The sequence below is a fragment of the Azospirillum brasilense genome (assembly GCF_008365405.1).
GTDB classification, from domain to species: domain Bacteria; phylum Pseudomonadota; class Alphaproteobacteria; order Azospirillales; family Azospirillaceae; genus Azospirillum; species Azospirillum brasilense_D.
Genome location: NZ_QOKV01000026.1, coordinates 36,941 through 57,317, shown reverse-complemented (window position 1 = coordinate 57,317; position 20,377 = coordinate 36,941). Strand labels below are relative to the sequence as shown.

The window sequence follows — 20,377 nt, the reverse complement described above, 5'->3', positions numbered from 1 at the left end:
CTACGCCGCCGGCCCGTTCTTGACGGGGCGGGCCGGGTCGGCGGTCCATTCTGACATCGACCCGTCATAGAGGCGGACCCCGTCGATCCCCGCCACCTCGCTCAGCGCGAACCAGGACACCGAAGCGAGGTGGCCGGTGTTGCAGAAGGTGATCGTCGCGTCGCCCGTCCCGGCTTGATCCGCCAGAGCCTTCACCGCGTCGGCGGGGAGGAAGCGCTTCTCGGCGGCGGAGTAGAAGGCGCCGTTCTCGATCAGCACCGCTCCCGGCAGCGTGCCCGGAACGCGGGCCTGCGGGCTCTTGGCCCTGCCCTCGAACTGCTCGGCGGAGCGGGAATCCAGCAGCGGGACGGAGCCGCCGGCCACCGCTTCTGTGACCACGGGCAGGGGGGCGCGCAAGTCCTCGCGGGGGGACGCGGTGAAGGTGGCGGCGGGGCGGATCGCGGCGGCCGTGACGACGGGATTGCCGGCGTCGCTCCAGGCGGCGAAGCCGCCGTCCAGCACGGACACGCGGTCATGGCCGAGTGTCCTGAAGGTCCAATAGACGCGCGTCGCGTTCCCCATGTCGGCGGCGCTCAGGCCACTGGCGACCAGCACGACGTGGTCCCCGTTGCCGATTCCCAACCCGCCGATCAGCTCTTCCAGAAAAGCAGCGTCGGGCAGCAGACCCGGAGCGCCGTCCACCGTCGCCCGCCAGCCGGCCTTGGCGTAGTCGGAATGGATCGAACCGGGGACGAAGCCGCCAGCCGGCGGCGTGCGCACGTCCAGAACCACGAGGTCCGAGCGGTTGAGGGCGCTTTTCAGCCAGGCGCTGTCCACCAGCGGGCGTTGGGAATCGGTCGTCATGGCTCTGCCTTCGCGGCTGGTTTCACATCGGGAAGTCAGGGTATCAAACACAAGGCGGCGCAGGAAAACCAAATCTGCGCTGTTGTTTCCCATCCTTGTCGCAGGGCGTCGCGACGGTCGCCGTTGCCCCGGCGCGCCCGGTGCGGTAACTCTAGTCGGTTGGAAGGGTCCGGTGACCCGGGGTGAAGGAGTGCGGCATGGCCAACATCGACGATCTGCTGGGCGCCGGCTCGTCCGACGACATGAGCAGCGACGCCTTCGCCATCGGCGACGCGCCGGTCGAGATCAAGGTGGTCATCGGCACCGCCATGCTGCGCGTCCGCGACCTTCTGAAGCTCGGCCGCGGCGCCGTCGTGGAACTGGACCGGCACCTGAAGGACCCGACCGACGTCTATGTGGAGGGCGTGCTCGTCGCCCGCGGCGAGGTGGTCATCGTGGACGACAAGATCGGCGTCACCCTGACCGACTTCGTAAAATCCAGCCGCGAGTGGAAGCGCTAGCTTTCGGCGCTTTGATGCGCTTGCGCAACGACATGTTCCGGAAGCGAAACGTTACGTTGCGCTCCCGGAACAATCATGATGCGGCTTCGCAACGATCCTTACGGCATCATTCAGCCGGCTCGGGAACCACGATGTCCAGCGGCGTTCCGGTGGCGTGGGCGTAGAGCATCAGGTCGTTCAGCAGCTCGGCTTCCTGCTCGCCGGCGTCCTTGCGGCGGATGGCGACCAGCTTGTCGAGCGCCTTGATGTTGAAGCCGGCGGATTTGACCTCGCTGCGCAGGTCCTTCAGGTCGGCCTTCAGGCCGTCGATCTCGTCCATCAACCGCTCCATGCGGTCGGCGAACTGCTTCAATTGGTCGGCGGCGGTGGTGTTGAAACCGGTCGTCACGACGGTACCATCTCCTTCAGGAACGGGGACCCCACCGCCTTCGGCACCTTGGCCGGGCCGCGGGGGGAGGCGCTGTTAGCACAGCTCGCGGCGCTTTGTCCGGGGACAACGCGCGTGGCTTGACGCGGCGTGGCCGGCAATGCTTTCGTGGCTGCGGCCGTCCCTGCGGTCTGGAGAGCGAACACGATGTCCGACCTGCCGCCGCTTGGCACCCCGCGTCTCTTCTCGAATCCGCGCGCCGACACGGACCACCCCTACGGACCTTCCGAACGGGCGATCCTGAGCCGCGCCGCCTTCCAGGATGCGATGAGCGAGATCGGCGCCTGGCCGGGCTACGCCCCGACCCCGTTGCGCTCGCTGAGCGGGCTGGCCCGCGCCGTCGGCATCGACCGCATCTGGTACAAGGACGAGAGCAGCCGCTTCAACCTGCACAGCTTCAAGGCGCTGGGCGGCGCCTACGCCGTGCTGCGCCTTCTGGTGCGCGAGGTGCAGGCCCGCGTGCCCGGCGTTCCGGTGACCGCGCTGGATCTGGTGGTCGGGCGCTACGCCAAGGTGACCCGCGGCATCACGGTGACCACGGCGACCGACGGCAACCATGGCCGCTCCGTCGCCTGGGGCGCGCAGGTGTTCGGCTGCGGCTGCGTCATCTACATTCCCGGCAACTGCTCGCAGGGGCGGCAGCAGGCGATCGAGTCCTTCGACGCCCGCGTCGTCCGCGTGGCCGGCAATTACGACGACGCGGTGCGGCAGGCCGCGGCGGACGCGCGGGAGCATGGCCGGCACGTCGTCTCCGACACCTCCTACACCGGCTACATGGACATCCCCCGCGACGTTATGCAGGGCTACACCGTGATGGTGGAGGAGGCCATCGGCCAGCTTCCGGCCAGCGAGCGCCCGACCCACGTCTTCGTGCAGGGCGGGGTGGGGGCCTTGCCCGCCGCCGTCTGCGGCCATCTGTGGGAAAGCTGGGGCCGCCAGCGCCCGCGCTTCGTGGTGGTGGAGCCGCACGCCGCCGACTGCCTGTACCAGAGCGCCGTCAGCGGCCGTCCGACACCCTCCAAGGGTGATCTGGAGACGCTGATGGCCGGCCTCGCCTGCGGGGAGGTGTCCCTGCTGGCCTGGGCGATCCTGGAGCGCGGGGCCGATGATTTCCTGACCATCCCCGACGACGCGGCGGTGGCGACGATGCGCCTGCTGGCCGAGGCGCGGTATGGGGGGCGGCCCATCGTGGGCGGGGAGTCCGGCGTGGCCGGTCTGGCCGGCCTGCTCTGCGCCGCGGCGGACCTGGCAACCCGCACCAGCCTGGGCCTCGCCCCGGACGCCCGCGTGCTGGTCTTCGGATCGGAAGGGGCGACCGACCCCGAGGTCTATGAGTCCCTGGTTGGCCGCAAGCCGGACGCGGTGCTGAACGGCGCCTGATCCCTGCTTTGCCCCCGCTGGGCCTGCCATGCGTGGTCTTCCCGCGCTGGTCCCTTGCGCGAGCCCGGCGGGGCGGTCCACCATGGCGCCCCATAAAAATCGGACCTCGCAGACTGGACATCAGGGAATGGACCGCAGAGACGTCAACCCGCTCGTCGCCGCCACCGAGGCCCCGCCCATCGCCGAGGCGTGGCGCTGGGTGGAAGGCCGCAGCTTTCCGGCGGACAAGCCGCTGATCGACCTCTGTCAGGCGGTGCCCGGCTACCCGCCCGCCGACGCGCTGACCGCCCATCTGGCCGAGCAGGTGCGGGCGCCCGACACGGCGCGCTACACCGCCATCGACGGCATCCCGCCGCTGACCGCGGCGCTGGCCCGGCGCACCGGATCGCTCTACGGAGCGGACGTCACTGCGAGCGAGGTGCTGATCACCGCCGGCTGCAACCAGGCCTTCGCGGTGGCGGTGATGGGGCTGGCGCGGGCCGGCGACAACGTGATCCTGCCCGCCCCCTGGTACTTCAACCACAAGATGACGCTGGATATGCTGGGCATTGAGGCCCGGCCGCTGGCGCTGCGCGAGGAGAACGGGCTGATCCCCGACCCGGCGGAGGCCGAGCGGCTGATCGACGCCGGCACCCGCGCGCTGGTGCTGATCTCTCCCAACAACCCGACCGGCGCCATCGCCTCGCCCGACGCCATCGCCGCTCTGTACGAACTGTGCGAGCGGCGCGGCGTGAAGCTGCTGCTCGACGAGACCTACCGCGACTTTCCGGACTGGGAGGGGCGGGCGCCGCACGGGTTGTTCCAGCGGCCCGGCTGGCGGCGCACGCTGGTCCAGCTCTACAGCTTCTCCAAGGTCTACAGCCTCGCCGGCTACCGGGTGGGCGCGGTGATCGCCGACGCCGGCCTGCTGTCCCAGGCGCGCAAGGTGATGGACTGCCTCGCCATCTGCGCCCCGCATGTCGGACAGAAGGCGGCGTTGTTCGGGCTGGAGAATCTGGACGGCTGGGTGGCGGAGAAGCGCGGCGACATCCTGGCCCGCGTCCATGCCTTCCAATCGGCGATGGAGGCCAGCGGCACCGGTTACCGCATCGCCAGCATCGGGGCCTATTTCGCCTATGTCCGGCATCCCTTCGCCGGCAAGCGCGCCCACGAGGTGGCCGAGGGGCTGGCCCGCGATCACAACATCCTGTGCCTGCCCGGTTCCATGTTCGGTCCCGGCCAGGACGATTACCTGCGCTTCGCCTTCGCCAACGTCAATGCGGCGGTCATGCCGGAGATCGCGCGGCGCCTCAAGGAAAGCGAAGCGTAAAGCGTGAAAAGCGAAGCGTAAAAGACGTCAGCGGATCAGGTGGGTGACGATGTTGGCGCCCACCGCCGCCAGATGGTCGGCGTTGTCGCGGTAGTCGAGGCTGCCGGAGAAGCCGCCGGCGGCCCGCACCCGCTCGATCCAGGCGGGGGCGGCGCCCAGCGCGACCAGACGCTTCACCATCTGGTCGGTGGAGCGCAGCGTCATGCGGCCGTTCTCCGCCAGACGCGGCGCATGCACCATGAACTCCGCGGTCGGCGCGGCGTAGCGCGGGTAGCCGGCCAGATAGAGGCCGACGCACATGCTCTCGCAGGACTGCCCGCCGGCCACGCGGGTGGCGACGGAGCGCCCCGCCTGCCGCTCCGCCAGCATCAGGTCGATCATGCGGTAGCCCGCGGTCGTGAAGCCGCCGGGGCTGGACAGTTCGACCACCACCGGCTGGCCGGCCGGCACGCTGCGCAGCGCGTCGGAGAAGCGCTGCTCCACGGCCGGCGTGATGATTCCGTCCAGCCGCAGCGTGGTGGAATCCATCTGATCGACGCGGACCAGCGTGGCGTCGGGGAAGTCGGAGGCGACGGGCGGCGGCGCCGGGTTCGGACGGTTCACCGACAAGCTGTCGGCGGTCGCGGCCCCAGACGAGCCGACGGCCAGCAGCAGCCCCAGAACCATCATGCGTGCAGTCGCGCGAACCGGCATCGAAACCTCCTTGCTCTGGGAAGGAGGGTGCCGGGAAATGCTTGCGTGATGGTTAACGACAAGCCTGCCCAAAGGTGCAACGACCCTCGCCGCAGGCTGTTTATGGAGGAAGGCGATCGTTCGGACTGTGAATGGTGAAACAATTTTGCGCATTCTGCGCCGCGGCCATGCTGATTCTGTGGTCCTTCCACGGCTTATCGGCGGAATTGGTTAATAATGTGGCGCCGCAGCAATTATCGCGCGGCTGCGGAGCGCCGGCCCCGGCACCGGTGGCCGACCATGTGACGCTGGACGGGGCGGCGCGTGGCATGATCGTGGCCGTGCCGGAGGGCTACCGCCCCGACCTTCCGCACAGTCTCGTCGTCGCCTTCCATGGGCGGACCAACAGCAACGCCGAGGTGCGGCGCTACTTTGCCCTGGAGGGGCAGGCGGGGGAGCCGGCGATCGTCGTCTATCCCGCCAGCCTGAAGGACGCCCGCGGCTTGAACGTGTGGGCCGATCCCGGCGACCCGCCGCACCGGCTGCGCGATTTCCGGCTGTTCGACGCCGTCCTCGAGAGCATGGCCGCGACCTACTGTCTGGACATGGGCCGGGTGTTCGTCGTCGGCCATTCGCTGGGCGGCTCCTTCGCCAACAGCCTCGCCTGCGCGCGGGGCGGGGAGATCCGCGGTCTGGCCAGCCTCGGCGGCGGGTCCGCCCGGCCCAAGGACTGCGGCGGGCCGGTCGCCGCCATGGTGCTGCACAACCCGCGCGACGAGCAGGTGCCGCTGTCCGAAGCCCTGCGCCTGCGCCGTGCGCTGCTGGCCCAGGATGGACTGCCGACGGGAAGCGAGCCGGACGAACCGCACCGCTTCAATTGCCGGCGTTATGGCGCCGAAGGCGAGGAGAACCCGGTTCTGTGGTGTCCGCTGGCCGACGACCGCACGCGCAACGGACGCTTCTACCCGCATCAATGGCCGCAAGGGGTGGGGGCGGCGATCATGGCCTTCTTCGCTCGGCTGGACTGAGTCTCTCCGTCCGCGGCAACAATTGTTGGCTGTGCCCATTGCCGAGGCCGCCTCATTCCGCCAAGATGCCGTGAAAACGACCATCAGGGACGGAACGCATTGATGTCAGACAGCGCCGCCGTGGCGGCCGCCCTGCGGACGGAGGGGGCGGACAAGGCCGCGCTCCGCCTGGACGGCGTGACCTGCACCTTTCCATCGCCCGACGGACGCGGGCAGACCTACACGGCGGTCCAGGGTGTGACCCTGTCGGTCGCCGCGGGGGAGTTCGTGTCCATCGTCGGGCCGACCGGCAGCGGCAAATCCACGATCCTGAACGTCGCGGCGGGGCTTCTCGCCCCCAGCGCGGGGCGCGCCCTGACCTTCGGGGAGCCGGTCGACGGCATCAATCCGCACGCCGGCTACATGTTCCAGGCGGACGCGCTGATGCCCTGGAAGTCGGCGCTGGAGAATGTGGCCGCCGGGCTGGAGTTCCGCGGCGTGCCGCGACGCGAGGCGGAGGAGCGGGCGCTTCCCTGGCTGGCCCGCGTCGGGCTGGACCGCTTCGGCGACCGTTACCCTCACCAGCTGTCAGGCGGCATGCGCAAGCGGGTCGCGTTGGCCCAGACGCTGATCGTCGATCCGAAGATCGTGCTGATGGACGAACCCTTCTCGGCGCTCGACATCCAGACGCGGCAGTTGATGGAGAACGAGTTGCTGGAGCTGTGGTCGGCGGACCGCAAGTCGGTGGTCTTCATCACCCACGACCTGGAGGAGGCCATCTCCATGTCCGACCGGGTGCTGGTGCTGTCCGCCGGCCCCGGCGCCCGGCTGATCGGTGAGTACCGGGTGGATCTGGAGCGCCCGCGCGACGTGGCGGAGATCCGCATGACGCCGCGCTTCCTCGACCTGCACCGGGAAATCTGGGGGCAGCTCCGCGAGGAAGTTCTGAAGGGCTATGCCCAAACCAAACTGAAATAACGTCCAAGTTGACGCGAGGACCCCATGGCCGTGGCCCGTGTGAAACGCCTGCCGAGCCGTTCGGTGATCCTGCTGCTGCAGGTCGCCGTGCTGATCGGTTTCTTCCTGATCTGGCACGTCCTGACCGCGACGAAGATCCTGAGCCCCTTCTTCTTCGGCACGCCGCTGGCGGTGCTGGAGCGCACCTGGAGCGACTTCGCGTCCGGGGTGATCTGGTACCATCTTGGGATCACGCTTCTGGAGACCGCCCTGGCCTTCGCCATCGGCACCATCGCGGGCATCGCCTTCGGCTTCTGGTTCGCCCGCGCGCCCTTGGTCTCCATCGTGTTCGACCCCTACATCAAGGCGGTCAACGCGCTGCCCCGCGTGGTGCTGGCGCCGATCTTCGCGCTGTGGCTGGGCCTCGGCATCTGGTCGAAGGTGGCGCTGGGGGTGACGCTGGTCTTCTTCATCGTCTTCTTCAACGTCTATCAGGGCGTGAAGGAGGTCAGCCCGGTCGTGCTGGCCAACGCGAAGATGCTGGGGGCGAGCAACCGGCACCTGTTCCGGCACGTCTATCTGCCGTCCGCCCTGTCCTGGGTCTTCTCCAGCCTGCACACCGCGGTCGGCTTCGCCATGGTCGGCGCGGTGGTGGGCGAGTATCTCGGCTCCGCCGCCGGCCTCGGCTACCGCATCCATCAGGCGGAGGGGGTGTTCGACACGGTCGGCGTCTTCTCCGGCATGCTGGTGCTGACGATCTTCGTCGTGGTGATCGACGCCGTGGTGACCGTCATCGAAAAACGCCTTCTGCACTGGCGCCCGCAGGAGGCGCAGACGACCAACGCGCAGGGATGACTGCGCCATAGCAAGAAACTTGGGAGGGAAGCCATGCGTATGAAAAGCGTGATCGCCGCCGCGGCGGTGGTCCTGGCCTTCGGGATCGGCGGGGCGAACGCCCAGCAGGTCGAGAAGAAGGACCTGAAGCTGGCGGTCGGCGGCAAGCCGCTGCTCTATTACCTGCCGCTGACGGTGGCGGAGCGGCTCGGCTACTTCAAGGAGGCCGGGCTGAACGTCGAGATCAACGACTTCGGCGGCGGCGCCAAGAGCCTCCAGGCGCTGGTCGGCGGTTCGGCGGACATCGTGACGGGCGCCTTCGACCACACGGTGCAGATGCAGGCCAAGGACCAGCCGATCACCGCCGTGGTGCTGCTGGGCCGTTATCCGGGCATCGTGCTGGCCTCGGTCAACAAGGCCGGCACGATCAAATCGATCAAGGAGTTGAAGGGCAAGAAGATTGGCGTGACCGCCCCTGGCTCCTCGACCAACTTCATGGTCAACTATCTGCTGACCCAGCACGGCATGACGCCGGAGGACGTGTCCTTCATCGGCGTCGGCGGCGGCCCCAGCGCGGTGGCCGCGGTGAAGCGCGGCGAGATCGACGCCATCGCCAACCTCGACCCGGTGATCAGTCAGCTCGAAGCCGACGGCGACGTGACCCCGATCGCCGACACCCGGACGGAAAAGGGCACGCTGGACACCTACGGCGGGCCGTACCCGGCGGCGGTGCTCTACACCACGCCGGCCTTCATCAAGGAGAACCCGAAGACCACCCAGGCGCTGGTCGACGTCTTCGTGCGGACGCTGAAGTGGCTGGACCAAGCCAAGACCGAGGACGTCCTGAAGGTCCTGCCGCCGGAATACTTCCTCGGCAACCAGTCGCTCTACGCCCAGGCCTTCGAGCATTCGAAGCCGACCTACTCGCCCGACGGCCGCTTCTCCCAGGAGGGGGCGGAGGCCGCCTACAAGGTGCTGAAGGCCTTCGACAAGGCCGTGGCCGCGACGAACATCGACCTGTCCAAGACCTACACGAACGCCTACGTCGAGGACTCGCTGAAGCGCATCAAGTGAGTTGTTCCCTCTCCCGTCCCGGGAGAGGGTGCCCGCGACAGCGGGCGGGTGAGGGTCGTCCAAGGATGGAGCTGGTGATCCTTGGCGGTACCCTCACCCGCCCGCCGCTTCGCGGCGGGTCCCTCCCTCTCCCGGGGCGGGAGAGGGGAGACCGGTGCGACATTCCGTCACCGGCACCCCCGGTCCCCGCGCCGGTAGACTGGACCTAATTCGTCCTGTTTCGATGCGGAGCACCAACCCCATGACGGAAGTGATCTTTTACGGTCTGTCCGGCTGCACGGCGAACGCCAAGCAGAAGCTTCAGCTCCAGGCCGCCGGCCACACGCTGGTGGAGCGCGATCTGGCCGCCGAGCCCCTCACCGCCGAAACCCTGCGCCCCTTCTTCGAGGACCGTCCGGTGGAGGACTGGTTCAACCGCCGCGCCGCCGCCGTGAAAACCGGCGCCGTGAAGCCCGACGAGCTGGACGAGGAGTCGGCGCTGACCGCCCTGCTGGCCGACCGCGACCTGATCCGCCGCCCGCTGCTCCAGGTCGGGGCGGACCGCAAGGCCGGATTCGACCCCAACACGCTGCACGCCTGGATCGGCCTGACCGCGTCCGGCGAAAGCTGCGACGACAAGCATTCGCGCGGCGTCTGCGACCACGGCCATCACCATTTCCCGAAGCAGGCCTGAGCGCGGAATCAACTGGCGGGGTGACGGGGCGTAATGGTTGAATGCCGGGTTATGGACCGGCCCGACCAAGAGCTTGCGGAACTCCTCGACACCCTGGGCGCGCGGCTGTCCGCCGCGCCGCCCGACGCGCTGGCTCATCTGCGGGAGCCGTTGCGGGCGCTGCGGAACCGGCTCGACGCCGTCGTGGCGAGCCCGGTGAGCGGTCACCCAGGCGAGGGCGAGGCGCATTTCCGTGCGCTGCTGTCCGACGCCATCGGCTGCGTCTCCGAAGGCTTCGTGCTGTTCGGTGCCGACGGACGGCTGGTGCTGTGCAACGACCGCTATCGCGCGGCGTACCCGTTGCTGTCAGACCATCTGGTTCCCGGCGTCCGTTTCGCCGATCTGCTGCGGGTCGCGGTGGAGCGGGGTGCCGCCGGTGACGATCTCGGCGACCCGTCCGACTGGATCGCCGAGCGGCTGAACCGCCACACCCGCAGCGGACCGCCGACCGACCACCAGCTCGGCGACGGGCGCTGGTACCGCATCAGCGAGCACGCCACGCGCTTCGGCGGCGTGGTCAAGATCCTCACCGACATCACCGAGCTGAAGCGCCACGAGGAGGCGCTGGCCGACAGCGAGGCGCGCTACCGCCGGCTGGTCGAGATGGCGCCCTACGGCATCCTGATCTGGGACGGGCAGCGGTTGCGCTTCACCAACCGCTCCGCCGCGCTGATCCTGGGCAGCGGGGATCCCGACGCCATGCTGCGCATCCCGCTCGTCGAGGCGACGGAGTTCGACGGGGTGCAGCGCCTGTTCGACTGGCTGCCCCCGCCCGGCAGCGGCCTGGGAGCCCCGCCGCCGGTCGAGGCCCGCTTCGTCACCGCGCAGGGCGCCCTGCGGGAACTGGAGGTCGGCATCCACCCCTTCGCGGTGGAGGGGGAGGCGGCGTGGTTCCTCGTCCTCACCGACATCACCGGGCGCAAGCAGGCGGAGCGCGCCATCCAGCAGGCGCAGAAGATGCAGGCCATCGGCCAGCTGGCCGGCGGCATCGCGCACGAGTTCAACAACATGCTGACGGCCATCGGCGGCTTCGCCCAGATGGCCCGCCGCGCTCCACAGGACCGCCCGCGGGTCGAGCAGTGCCTGACCGAGATCGTCAAGGCGACCGACCGCGCCTCCGGCCTGACCGCCCAGCTTCTCAGCTTCGGGCGGCCCGGCCAGACCGACGCGGCGCGTCCGGTGCGCGTCGGCGCGGTGATCGACGATTTGCGCCGCTTCCTCGGACCCACGCTGGGCGAGCGCCACCCGCTGCGGACCGAGGGCGCCGGGGGCGGTGTGGTGGTGACCATCGACCCGGCCCTGCTGCACCAGTCGCTGCTCAACCTCGTGCTCAACGCCCGCGACGCCATGCCGGAGGGCGGGCCGATCACCATCGCGGTGGAGCGGACGGACGATGTCAGCGTGACCATCACCGTCGCCGACACCGGTTGCGGCATCGACCCGGCGGTGGTGGACCGCATCTTCGAACCCTTCTTCACCACCAAGGAGCCGGGGGCCGGAACCGGGCTGGGGCTGGCGCTGGTCTATTCCACGGTCGCGCGGGCCGGCGGCGCGGTGGAGGTGGACACGGAGCTGGGGCGCGGCACCGTCTTCACGCTCCGCTTCCCGGCGGAGGAGGCTGCGGAGCAGCCGGACGCGGACGCCCCCGGTCTGGACGATCCCGTCTTCCTGGACGCGGAGGATGAGGAGATGGAGGGGCTGTCGATGGCCGCCACCGTGCTTCTGGTGGAGGACGAGGCGCAGGTGCGCGACTTCATCCGCCTGACGCTGGAGGACATGGGCATGCGGGTGGTCTGCGCCGCCGACGGCGCGGAGGCCCTGCGCGCCTACGCCGACCATGGCGGGGCCTTCGATCTGCTGGTGACCGACCTCGTGATGCCGCAGATCGGCGGGGCGTCGGTGGCCCGCGCGCTGCGCCGGGAGAATCCGGATCTGCCGACCGTCCTGATGTCCGGCTACCCGCCGGAAACGGAAAGCCTGGACGACCTGCTGGCCGACCCGAAATCAGGCGGGCGCCGCATCGTCTTCCTGCGCAAGCCGATCAACCCGGACGAGCTGGCCGACACGATCCACGCGCTGCTGATCTGATGGCGGGACATCGATGAGCGCCGTTCCGCCGCCTTCCCCGCTCCCGACCGACGGCATTCCCATCGGCGCTTACGACGTCGACGCCCTTCTCGGCGAACTGAGCGGCGACGCGCCGGAGGAGGCGCCGGAGTCCGCCGTCTGCGTCCGGGTCGAGGAGGTCTTCGCCCCCGCCGCGCGATTCCTGATCGCGGGGGAGCTGGCGGAGTTCCTGGAGGCGCGCGGCATCACTCCCACCGAATTCCTGCACAAGGTGGAGCCGCAACGCTCCTTCCTCGACTGGCCGCGCCGCGCCCAGGTGCTGGAGCGGGTGGCCCAGCGGCAGGCCCGCCCCGGCCGCCGCTCCCCCGCCATGCGGCTGGAGGAGCTGAAGCGGCTGGAGCAGGAGGTGCTGGCCGTCACCGCCCGGCGCGCCCACAGCGGTGCGGCCCTGTCCATCGACGCCAAGCAGTTCGCCGCCACGGTCGCCCAGACCATGGCGCGGACGCCGGGATTCGCCGGACGCCACACCATCGATTGCTGGCTGTCCGCTTGGCTGGGGGAAGGGCGCAACCACGAGCTTCGGCTGGTGCGTATCCTGTCCCTCGACGGGGACGGGCTGTCCGGCGAGGGCATCGCCATCCTCGACCAGATCGTCGGGGAAATGCTGGCCAACGGGCTGGTGGTCGAGGCGCTGTTCGGCTGGGCGGACGGGCTGCGCGGCGTGCTGGACGCCATGGCGATGGTCTGGCGGGGCGAGGCGCCGTCGCACCCCGACGCCCCGGCGGTTCTGCACCGCCTGTCCGCCTTCGTCGCCCGCCATCAGGCGCGCGCCGCCCGGCTGGGGCTGGAGGCGGGGGTTCACCACGCCCTGCTGGGGGACGCACCGCTGTCCGGCACCAAGGCGGAGCCGAACAGCGTCGCGGCGGTGCTGGACGAGCTGTCGGCGATCAGCCTCCTGTCCTCCCGTCTGGCGGTGACGGGTGGGGTGATCGGCGGGGAGCGCACGACCCGGCTGATCGACCGGCGGGTGGCGCTGCTGCTGTCCGGCGCGCGGTTGGAGGCGGTGCTGCACGCCAAGAGCCACTATGCCCGCATCGTCGACCTGCTGGCCTTCGAAGGGGCGGTGTCGGGGGAGCGCAGCCGGCGCATGATCGTCGCCCACCTGCGCCGCCATCTGGAGGCCCGCGACTTCACCCAGCGCCTGTTCGAGACGGCCCGCACGCCGCGCGCCCGCATCAAGGCGCTGGCCGACCTGCAACGGCGGGTGCAGCGCTCCACTCTGCCGGACGGCCTGCGCGAGCGCTACGTCCGCATGCTCGACGAGATCCAGAACACCTTCCTGCGCACCAACAAGGTCTTCGCCCGCATCGCCAAGGACCGCCCGCCCCACGTCGACGAGGTCATGGAATTCGCCAGCCTGCTCGCCGAGGGCGCCTTCACCGAGGGCAAATGCGTGGCGGCGGCGCGCGAGCTGGTCGGGCACCATGTCCGTTCCACCGCCTTCCTGCGCGGCTACCTCGCCCGTTGCAAGGACGCGACGGAGCAGCGGGCCGAGCGCTTCGCCCATTTCTTCGCGACGCTGGCCGGCGCCGGCCTGCCGATGCGCGCCATGAACACGCTGCGCGTCCTGCTGGCCGACGACGAGCCGGCCGCCCGCGGCTACGTCGAGATGATCCTGCGCGACCTCGGCATCACCGATCTGACCATCGCCCAGGACGGGCGCGAGGCGCTGACCCGATTCGAGGAGCGGCAGGGCGCCTTCGACCTCATCGTCTGCGACTGGAAGATGCCGCGCCTGTCGGGGCTGGAGTTCCTGAAGCTGGTCCGCGCGGTGCGACCGGACATGCCCTTTCTGATGGTCACCGCGCTCGCCACCATCATCGCGGTCGAGGAGGCCATGGCCCACGACGTCACCGCCTACATCGCCAAGCCCTTTTCTCCCGAACAGCTCGAAGAGAAGATCCTGGTTCTGGTGAACCGGCGCTGAGCGGTGGAAATCGTATGCTCACGGTAGAATCCGGTCGTACGAAGGCGAACAGCGAAACCGGCTGTTAACGGCTCCCCTCCTATTACGGGTCTATGCACAGCGCGCCTTGCGCGGCGGTACACCCATGACGATGGAGCGGGGCTCCGTGGATCTTTCCGGCCGGGGCGGGCTGCCCCCCACCGACACCGACCTCGACGTCCGTGCCGTCCGGCCGGCCGGGGCAGCGGCAGCGCGCCGCGGGCTGGGCGGGCTGACCGACCTGCTGTTCCTCATGCTCGGCGCCGCCGGCCTGCTGGCCGTGATGATGCCGGAGGAGGGGCGCGACCGGCTGATGCTGCCGCTCGGCGTGATGACGCTGGCGATGGCGGCGCTGGCCGTCCTTTCGGTGCGCCGCGCCCGCGCTGCTGCGGCGGCTCTGGACCGCTCCGCCCGCCTGCTGCGCACCGCCAACGAGGAATTGGCGGCCAGCCGCCAGCGCTTTCGCGACTTCGCCGAGGCCGCGTCCGACTGGTTCTGGGAAAGCGCCTCAGACCATCGCTACACCTATGTGTCCGAACGGCTTCCGGAGCTTCTTGGCGGCGATCCGGCGCCGGTGTTCGGCGATTCGCTGCTCGACCTCGGTGCGCTGGTGGAGGACACCGACACCTGGCTCGTCCAACTGGCCGACATCGAGGCCGGGCGAGCCTTCCGCGATCTGGAAATTATGCTGCGCGACGGGGCGGGCGACACCCGTGTCTTCCGCATCAGCGCCCAGCCCTTCACCGACGCGGACGGGCGGTTCGCCGGCTACCGCGGCACCGGCATCGAGACGACCGCGGAGACGCTGGCCCTGGTCGAGGCGCGCTTCATGCAGTCGGTGGTGCACGACGCGCTGTCCAGCATTTCCGAGGGCTTCGTGCTGTTCAGCCCGGACGACCGGCTGATCTTCTGCAACGAGCGTTACCGCAGCGCCTATCCGAATCTGGCCGACGTGCTGGTGCCCGGCACCGCCTTCAAGGACATTCTGCGCGCCGCCGCCGAGCGCGGCGGCTATGACGGCGACGACCGCGAGATGGCGAACTGGATCGCCGAGCGGATGAAGCGCCACCTGCTGCACACCGACCCGGTGGACGGGCGGCTGTCCGACGGGCGCTGGTACCGCATCAGCGAACACGCCACCGGCTCCGGCGGCATCGTGAAGATCCTGATGGACATCACCGAGCTGAAGCGGCGCGAGGAGCAACTGGCCGGCCAGACGGAGCGGCTGGAGGCCACCGTCAGCGCGCTCAGCGAGAGCGAGAAGCGCTACCGCCAGCTGGTCGAGCTGGCGCCTTACGGCATCGTCATCTGGGACCGCCGGGCCATCCGCTTCGGCAACGCCGCGGCGGCGTCCATCCTGGGGGTGGGCGGCAACGACGGGCTGGAGGGGGTGGACCTCAACCGCTTCATCGTGGAGGCGGAGACGGTGACGACGCGTTTGGGGCTGGGGCTGGGGCTGGGCGCGGAGGGCGACCACCAGCGCGTGGAATGCGCGATCGCCCGCCCGTCGGGCGAACAGCGCCACGTGGAGATCGGCGCCTTTCCCGCGGTCTACCAGCGGGAGCCGGCGGTTCTCCTGGTGCTGAACGACGTGACCGACCGCCGCCGTGCCGAGGCGGAGCTTCAGAAGTCGCAGAAGATGGAGGCGGTGGGCCGCATGGCCGGCGGCATCGCCCATGAGTTCAACAACATGCTGACCGCCATCGGCGGATTCGCCCGGCTGGCCGAACGGGCGCCGGACGATCCGGCGCGCGTCACCACCTGCGTGCGGGAGATCGCCAAGGCCTCCGACCGGGCGGCCGCGCTGACCGCGCAGCTTCTCGACTTCTCGCGCCGCCGCCCGTCCGACGAGACGGAGGTGGTGGCGCTGGCGCCGCTGGTGCGCGACCTGAAGATCTTCCTGAAGCCGCTGATGAGCGCCGGCATCGACCTGGACATCCGCATCGGCGACGCGGACACCCACGCCGTCGCCAACCCGGTGATGCTGAACCAGGCCATTCTGAACCTCGCCCTCAACGCGCGCGACGCCATGCCCGACGGCGGGCGGCTGACCATCGCGCTGGACAGCACCCTGCCGGATGCCGGCTTCTTCGGGCGGCACGGCGCGCTGGCGCACGGGCGCTATGCCGTGATCCGGGTCATCGACGAGGGCTGCGGCGTGCCGGAGGCGGTGCGCGACCGCATCTGGGAGCCCTTCTTCACCACCAAGGAGCCGGGCAAGGGCACCGGCCTCGGCCTGTGGATGGTCTATGGCACCGCCCAGCAGGCCGGCGGGGCCGTGGAGATGGAGGCCGGGCCGGACGGGCGCGGCAGTGTCTTCTCCATCCATCTGCCCGCGGTTCCCGCTCCCGTGAAGGCCGGTTCGCTGGTGGACGGGCTGGGGCTGGGCGAGGACGAAGGGGCCGCCATCCTGCTGGTGGACGACGAGGACTCCGTGCGCACCTACGTGCGGCTGGCGCTGGAGGAGGCCGGCTGCACGGTGACCGAGGCGGTGGACGGGCTGGACGCGCTGGAGCGCTGGGACGAATGCGGCGGGCTGTTCGACGCGGTGGTGTCCGACATGTCCATGCCCCGCATGAACGGGCTGGAGCTGAGCCGCGCCCTGGCGGAGCGCAACCCCGACCTGCGCATCCTCTTCCTGACCGGCTACGCGTCCCATGAAACGGCGGCGGACATGACGGCACAGCCCGGCCGCCGGATCGTCATGAAGCCAGTGGCCCCGGACCGCCTGATCGAGGCGGTGCGCGGGCTGCTGGCCGAATGAGACGGGGTTAGGGCATGGCATCGGACCAGAGCATCGCGGAGGGCCGGGACATTGGCCGGGACCTGGACACGGAGGGCGGGGTCGACACCGCCGTCTGCCGGACCCCGGAGGACTTCTACACCCCGCAGGGCCGGGACAGCATCGGCCGGCATTGCCAGCGCTATTTCGACGAGAACGCGCTGACTCCGACCGAGCTTCTGCATTCCCCCCGCCACCAGCAGAGCCTGTCCAACATCCCGACCTTCGTCGCCATCCTGCAGCAGGCGGAACGGGCGATGGACCGCAAGGGCGCGCTGACCGCCCTGGTCAACGAGGTCGCCCGGCTGACCCGCGAGCGGCTGAAGGACGCCCAGCCGCCGGACCTGACGCCGGCCAGCTACGCCGCCACGGCGGAACGGCTGATCACCGCCCGCGACGCCTTCAACGGGCGCTTCATGGTCGATGCGGCGCTGACAACGCACCTGTATCAGGGCCGCAGCTTCGCCGAAAAGGCGCGGCTCCTGCTGGATCTGGCGGACGGTCTGGAGGACGCCGACGCGCTGGCGCCGCTCGACCGGCTGCTCGGCGAGATCCTGCGCAGCGACACCGGCACCGCCTCCTGTTCCCTGGACGCGCCCTTCGTGGACCGGGTGGACATGATCGTGACGCTGATCGCCGGGGACAAGCCGTTGCCCGACGAGGCGCCACCGGTCTTCCGGGGTCTTGAGACGCTGGTGCGCCGCACGGCCATGCCGGTGCTGAGCGACAGCCTGATCGTCGCGCTGCGCCGTGAATTGTCGAAGCCCGACCGCTTCACCATCACCAGCGCCGGCGACCTGTTCGGGGTGGAGGCGGTGCAGCGGGAAATCATGGCGCTGAGCCAGGTGTCGCAGCGGCTGCGCACCGGCGAGGGCTATTTCGGCGGCGCCCGGACGGAGGCGGCGCTCCAGCGGCGCAGCGCTCTGCTCGTCAACGAGGACACGCTGCCCGAGATCACCAAGGGGCGGACGCTGATGCAGAAGCTCCGCATCCTGTTCGTCCTCCAGAAGATGCCCCTGTCGCCCAGCGCCGAGCGGGCGGTGAACGGCTACCTGACGCAGTTCTTCGACGGGCGGGATTTCGCCGGGCGCCTGCTCGACTGCTGGAAGGAGAAGACCGAGAAGCTGAAGGGGCTGGCGGAGGTCCAGAAGCTCGTGCTCGACAGCGCCTTCGCCGAGGATGCCCGCGAGCATATGGCCGGGCAGATCGACGAGATCCAGAACGCCTTCATCCGCACCCAGCGCCTGCTGAGCCCCCTCCAGGGCAAGGACGAGCCGAACCCCGACACGGTGCTGGAGATGGTGCGGATGGCCGGCGACGGCGCCTTCTGCCGCGGCAAGAGCCGGGCGGCGGTCGCCAAGGCGCTGTACCGGCAGGTGCACCGGCCGCGCTTCGTGCGCTCCTTCCTGCTGGGTGCCACGGGTGGCAAGGAGCGCTCGGCCCGCGCCTCCTGGATGCGCGGGGCGCTGGGGGTGATCGGCGTGCCCTTCATCGACCTCGGCGCCATCCGCGTTCTGGTCGTCGACGACGAGGACGGGCCGCGGCACTTCGTGGAATCGGTGCTGCGCGACCTCGGCATCGGTCACATCGACACGGCGGCGGACGGCCAGGAGGCGCTGCTCCGGCTGGCCGGGGACGGGAGCTACGATTTGATCGTCTGCGACTGGATGATGCCGAAGGCCAGCGGCCTGGACGTGCTGCGCCGCGTGCGTGAGGTGCGGCGCGATCTGCCCTTCCTGATGGTCACGGCGCTCGCCACGCTGAAGGCCGTGGAACGGGCGCTGGCCCACAATGTCAGCGCCTACATCGCCAAGCCCTTCACCCCGGAACAACTCGAGGAAAAGATCTTCCTCGTCCTGACCCAGAAATCCGCCCCCGGCGCCTGACCGCGATAGAACACGTCCAAGCGTGACAACTTTCAAACCTCGCAAGGGACATCAATTTTCTGACAGAACAAACAAAACGTCCGCAACGAAAGGTCTATGATCAACGCTCAGTCTTTGAGTTCGATCAAGTAAAACTATTAATGAATGAGTCACGATTTCTCTTATAGCATTCCGATGGCCGAACGGCCGGCGCGCAATCGGTCATCGGTGCGCATTTGTCGGAAGGGTTGTCATGTTCGATAATTTGTCCATCCGCTCGAAGCTCTGGGGGTTGGTGGCTCTGGCGAGCATCGCGTCGGCTGCCGTCGTCGGCGCCGGCCTCTGGCTGAATTACCAGCGCATGCACGCGGACCGCGTCCAGTCCCTGCGCTTCATGGTGGAGGCCGCCCACAGCATGGCCGCCGCTTACGAGGCGGAGGCCGCTTCCGGGCAGATCACGCGGGAGGAGGCCCAGGCCCGCTTCAAACGGTCGCTTCTCGGCATGCGCTACGGCGGGCAGGAATATTTGTTCGCGATCACCCTGGACGGCTTCGGCTTCGCCCATCCCAGCCCGAAGATGATGGGGCAGGACATTTCCGGCGTGAAGGACACCAGGGGGGCGCCGATCCTGATGGACATGGCGCGGATCGCCAGGGCCACGGGTGAGGGAACCTACGGCTATTTCTGGAACGTCGCCCCAGGCAGCGACGAGACGGCGGCGAAGCTGTCCTACATCAAGATCTTCCAGCCCTGGGGAATCTACATCGGAACGGGCGTCTTCGTTGACGACATCCGCGGCGCCTTCCTGGGCACGCTGTGGACCGTCCTGGCGGTGGCCGGCTTGTTGGCGGTGCCGGCGGTCTGCCTGATCGCGCTGGTCGGGGTGCGGCTCAGCGCCACGATCCGTGGCCTCAGCATCCGCATGCACGCCCTGGCGGGCGGCGATCTCTCCGTCGCCTTTCCCGAGGCGAGCCGCCGCGACGAGATCGGCGCCATGGCCGGCGCCGCCCGCGTGTTCCTGAGCAACGCCGAGGAGAAGACGCGCCTGGAGGCCGATCAGGCCGCCGCTCTCCGCCGCTCGGAGGAGGACAAACGCCGCACCCTCGCCGGCCTCGCCGAGCGGTTCGAGCGGAGCGTCGGCGAGGTGATGAAGTCGGTGTCGCTCGAAACCGAGGAGATGGAGCGCGAGGCCCAGGAGATGACCCGGGCCGCCGGACAGACCGACCGGCTGGCCGGCGCCGTGGCAGCGGCGACGGAACAGACCTCGGTCAATGTGCAGACGGTCGCCGTGGCGACGGAGCAGCTGTCGGGCTCGGTGGGGGAGATCAGCCGCCGGGTCGCCGACGCCTCGCGGATCGCGCGCGACGCCGCCACAGCGTCGGAGCGGGCCACCGGAAAGGTGACCGGGCTGGCCGAGGCGGTCGGGCGGATCGGCACCGTGGTCAGCCTGATCAACGACATCGCGGCGCAGACCAACCTGCTGGCGCTCAACGCCACCATCGAGGCGGCCCGGGCGGGGGAAGCCGGCAAGGGCTTCGCGGTGGTCGCGGGCGAGGTGAAGAGCCTCGCCAGCCAGACCGCCCGCGCCACCGAGGAAATTGCCGCCCAGGTCGCCGGCGTCCAGTCCGCGACCGGCGAGGCGGTGGCGGAGATCAGCGGTGTGGCGCGCGTGATCGAGCAGGTGAACGGCATCGCCACGATCATCGCGTCGGCGGTGGAGGAGCAGGGGGCGGCCACCCAGGCGATCAGCCGCAACGTCCAGCAGGCCGCCGACGTCACGCGCGAGGTGGCGCGCGACATCTCCGGTGTGACCGCCGCCGCCGGGCAGTGCGGGACAATGGCCTACGCCGTGCTGGAGGCGTCCCGGCAACTGGCCCAGCAGTCGGAATCCCTGAACGGCGAATTCGGCGGTTTCCTGCGGACCCTGCGCACGCAGTGAATGG

16 protein-coding genes are annotated in these 20,377 nt (G+C 69.6%); 13 read left to right on the top strand and 3 right to left on the bottom strand.

All coding sequences use genetic code 11. From position 1 onward, the window contains the following. Entirely contained in the window at positions 1-843 is an 843-nt protein-coding gene (locus tag DS837_RS27505) for a sulfurtransferase (RefSeq protein WP_149167638.1), read from the bottom strand. 197 nt (positions 844-1,040) lie between these two features. Between DS837_RS27505 and fliN the strand changes: the two genes are divergently transcribed. Beyond that, positions 1,041-1,343, top strand: coding sequence for a flagellar motor switch protein FliN (gene fliN, locus DS837_RS27500; protein ID WP_014240218.1), 303 nt, complete (start codon positions 1,041-1,043; stop codon positions 1,341-1,343). A 106-nt stretch (positions 1,344-1,449) separates the two neighbouring features. On the opposite strand, the gene DS837_RS27495 is transcribed toward fliN, so the two are convergent. Beyond that, entirely contained in the window at positions 1,450-1,731 is a 282-nt protein-coding gene (locus DS837_RS27495) for a DUF2312 domain-containing protein (RefSeq protein WP_014240219.1), read from the bottom strand. A gap of 186 nt (positions 1,732-1,917) precedes the next feature. On the opposite strand from DS837_RS27495, the gene DS837_RS27490 reads away from it, so the two are divergent. Both DS837_RS27490 and DS837_RS27485 read left to right on the top strand, forming a co-directional pair. After that, positions 1,918-3,150, top strand: a complete 1,233-nt coding sequence (locus tag DS837_RS27490) for a diaminopropionate ammonia-lyase (protein ID WP_149167637.1) — start codon at positions 1,918-1,920, stop codon at positions 3,148-3,150. Between the two features lie 127 nt (positions 3,151-3,277). Beyond that, positions 3,278-4,459, top strand: a complete 1,182-nt coding sequence (locus DS837_RS27485) for an aminotransferase (RefSeq protein WP_149167636.1) — start codon at positions 3,278-3,280, stop codon at positions 4,457-4,459. Between the two features lie 27 nt (positions 4,460-4,486). Here DS837_RS27485 and DS837_RS27480 read toward each other — a convergent pair whose 3' ends face one another. Further along, positions 4,487-5,152 carry an ATP-dependent Clp protease proteolytic subunit gene (locus DS837_RS27480; protein ID WP_149167635.1) on the bottom strand — a complete coding sequence of 222 codons (666 nt, stop codon included), beginning with the start codon at positions 5,150-5,152 and terminating at the stop codon, positions 4,487-4,489. Positions 5,153-5,319: 167 nt separating this feature from the next. Here DS837_RS27480 and DS837_RS27475 point away from each other — a divergent pair, with 167 nt between their 5' ends. The 10 genes from DS837_RS27475 (at position 5,320) to DS837_RS27430 (ending at position 20,373) form a co-directional block, all read left to right on the top strand. Beyond that, the gene (locus DS837_RS27475) at positions 5,320-6,159 is read left to right on the top strand and encodes a CE1 family esterase (protein WP_170295996.1); all 840 of its coding nucleotides are present in this window, start codon (positions 5,320-5,322) and stop codon (positions 6,157-6,159) included. Positions 6,160-6,261: 102 nt separating this feature from the next. Further along, a complete protein-coding gene (locus DS837_RS27470; RefSeq protein ID WP_149167633.1) occupies positions 6,262-7,116 on the top strand; it encodes an ABC transporter ATP-binding protein in 855 nt (284 codons plus the stop codon). 24 nt (positions 7,117-7,140) lie between these two features. Next, the gene (locus tag DS837_RS27465) at positions 7,141-7,950 is read left to right on the top strand and encodes an ABC transporter permease (protein WP_149167632.1); all 810 of its coding nucleotides are present in this window, start codon (positions 7,141-7,143) and stop codon (positions 7,948-7,950) included. Between the two features lie 33 nt (positions 7,951-7,983). Next, the gene (locus DS837_RS27460; RefSeq protein WP_149167631.1) at positions 7,984-9,003 is read left to right on the top strand and encodes an ABC transporter substrate-binding protein; all 1,020 of its coding nucleotides are present in this window, start codon (positions 7,984-7,986) and stop codon (positions 9,001-9,003) included. 241 nt (positions 9,004-9,244) lie between these two features. After that, on the top strand, positions 9,245-9,676 hold the full coding sequence (locus DS837_RS27455) for an ArsC/Spx/MgsR family protein (RefSeq protein WP_149167630.1): 432 nt from the start codon (positions 9,245-9,247) through the stop codon (positions 9,674-9,676). Between the two features lie 51 nt (positions 9,677-9,727). Then, positions 9,728-11,803 carry a hybrid sensor histidine kinase/response regulator gene (locus DS837_RS27450; protein WP_149167629.1) on the top strand — a complete coding sequence of 692 codons (2,076 nt, stop codon included), beginning with the start codon at positions 9,728-9,730 and terminating at the stop codon, positions 11,801-11,803. A 13-nt stretch (positions 11,804-11,816) separates the two neighbouring features. Then, positions 11,817-13,769 (top strand): response regulator, encoded by a 1,953-nt coding sequence (locus tag DS837_RS27445; protein WP_149167628.1) that lies wholly within the window; start codon positions 11,817-11,819, stop codon positions 13,767-13,769. A gap of 145 nt (positions 13,770-13,914) precedes the next feature. Continuing rightward, positions 13,915-16,551: a hybrid sensor histidine kinase/response regulator gene (locus DS837_RS27440; protein ID WP_247890162.1), complete on the top strand. Its 2,637-nt coding sequence runs from the start codon at positions 13,915-13,917 to the stop codon at positions 16,549-16,551. Between the two features lie 14 nt (positions 16,552-16,565). Then, the gene (locus DS837_RS27435) at positions 16,566-18,455 is read left to right on the top strand and encodes a response regulator (protein WP_149167627.1); all 1,890 of its coding nucleotides are present in this window, start codon (positions 16,566-16,568) and stop codon (positions 18,453-18,455) included. Between the two features lie 232 nt (positions 18,456-18,687). Beyond that, on the top strand, positions 18,688-20,373 hold the full coding sequence (locus tag DS837_RS27430; RefSeq protein WP_149167626.1) for a methyl-accepting chemotaxis protein: 1,686 nt from the start codon (positions 18,688-18,690) through the stop codon (positions 20,371-20,373). Positions 20,374-20,377: the final 4 nt, after the last annotated feature.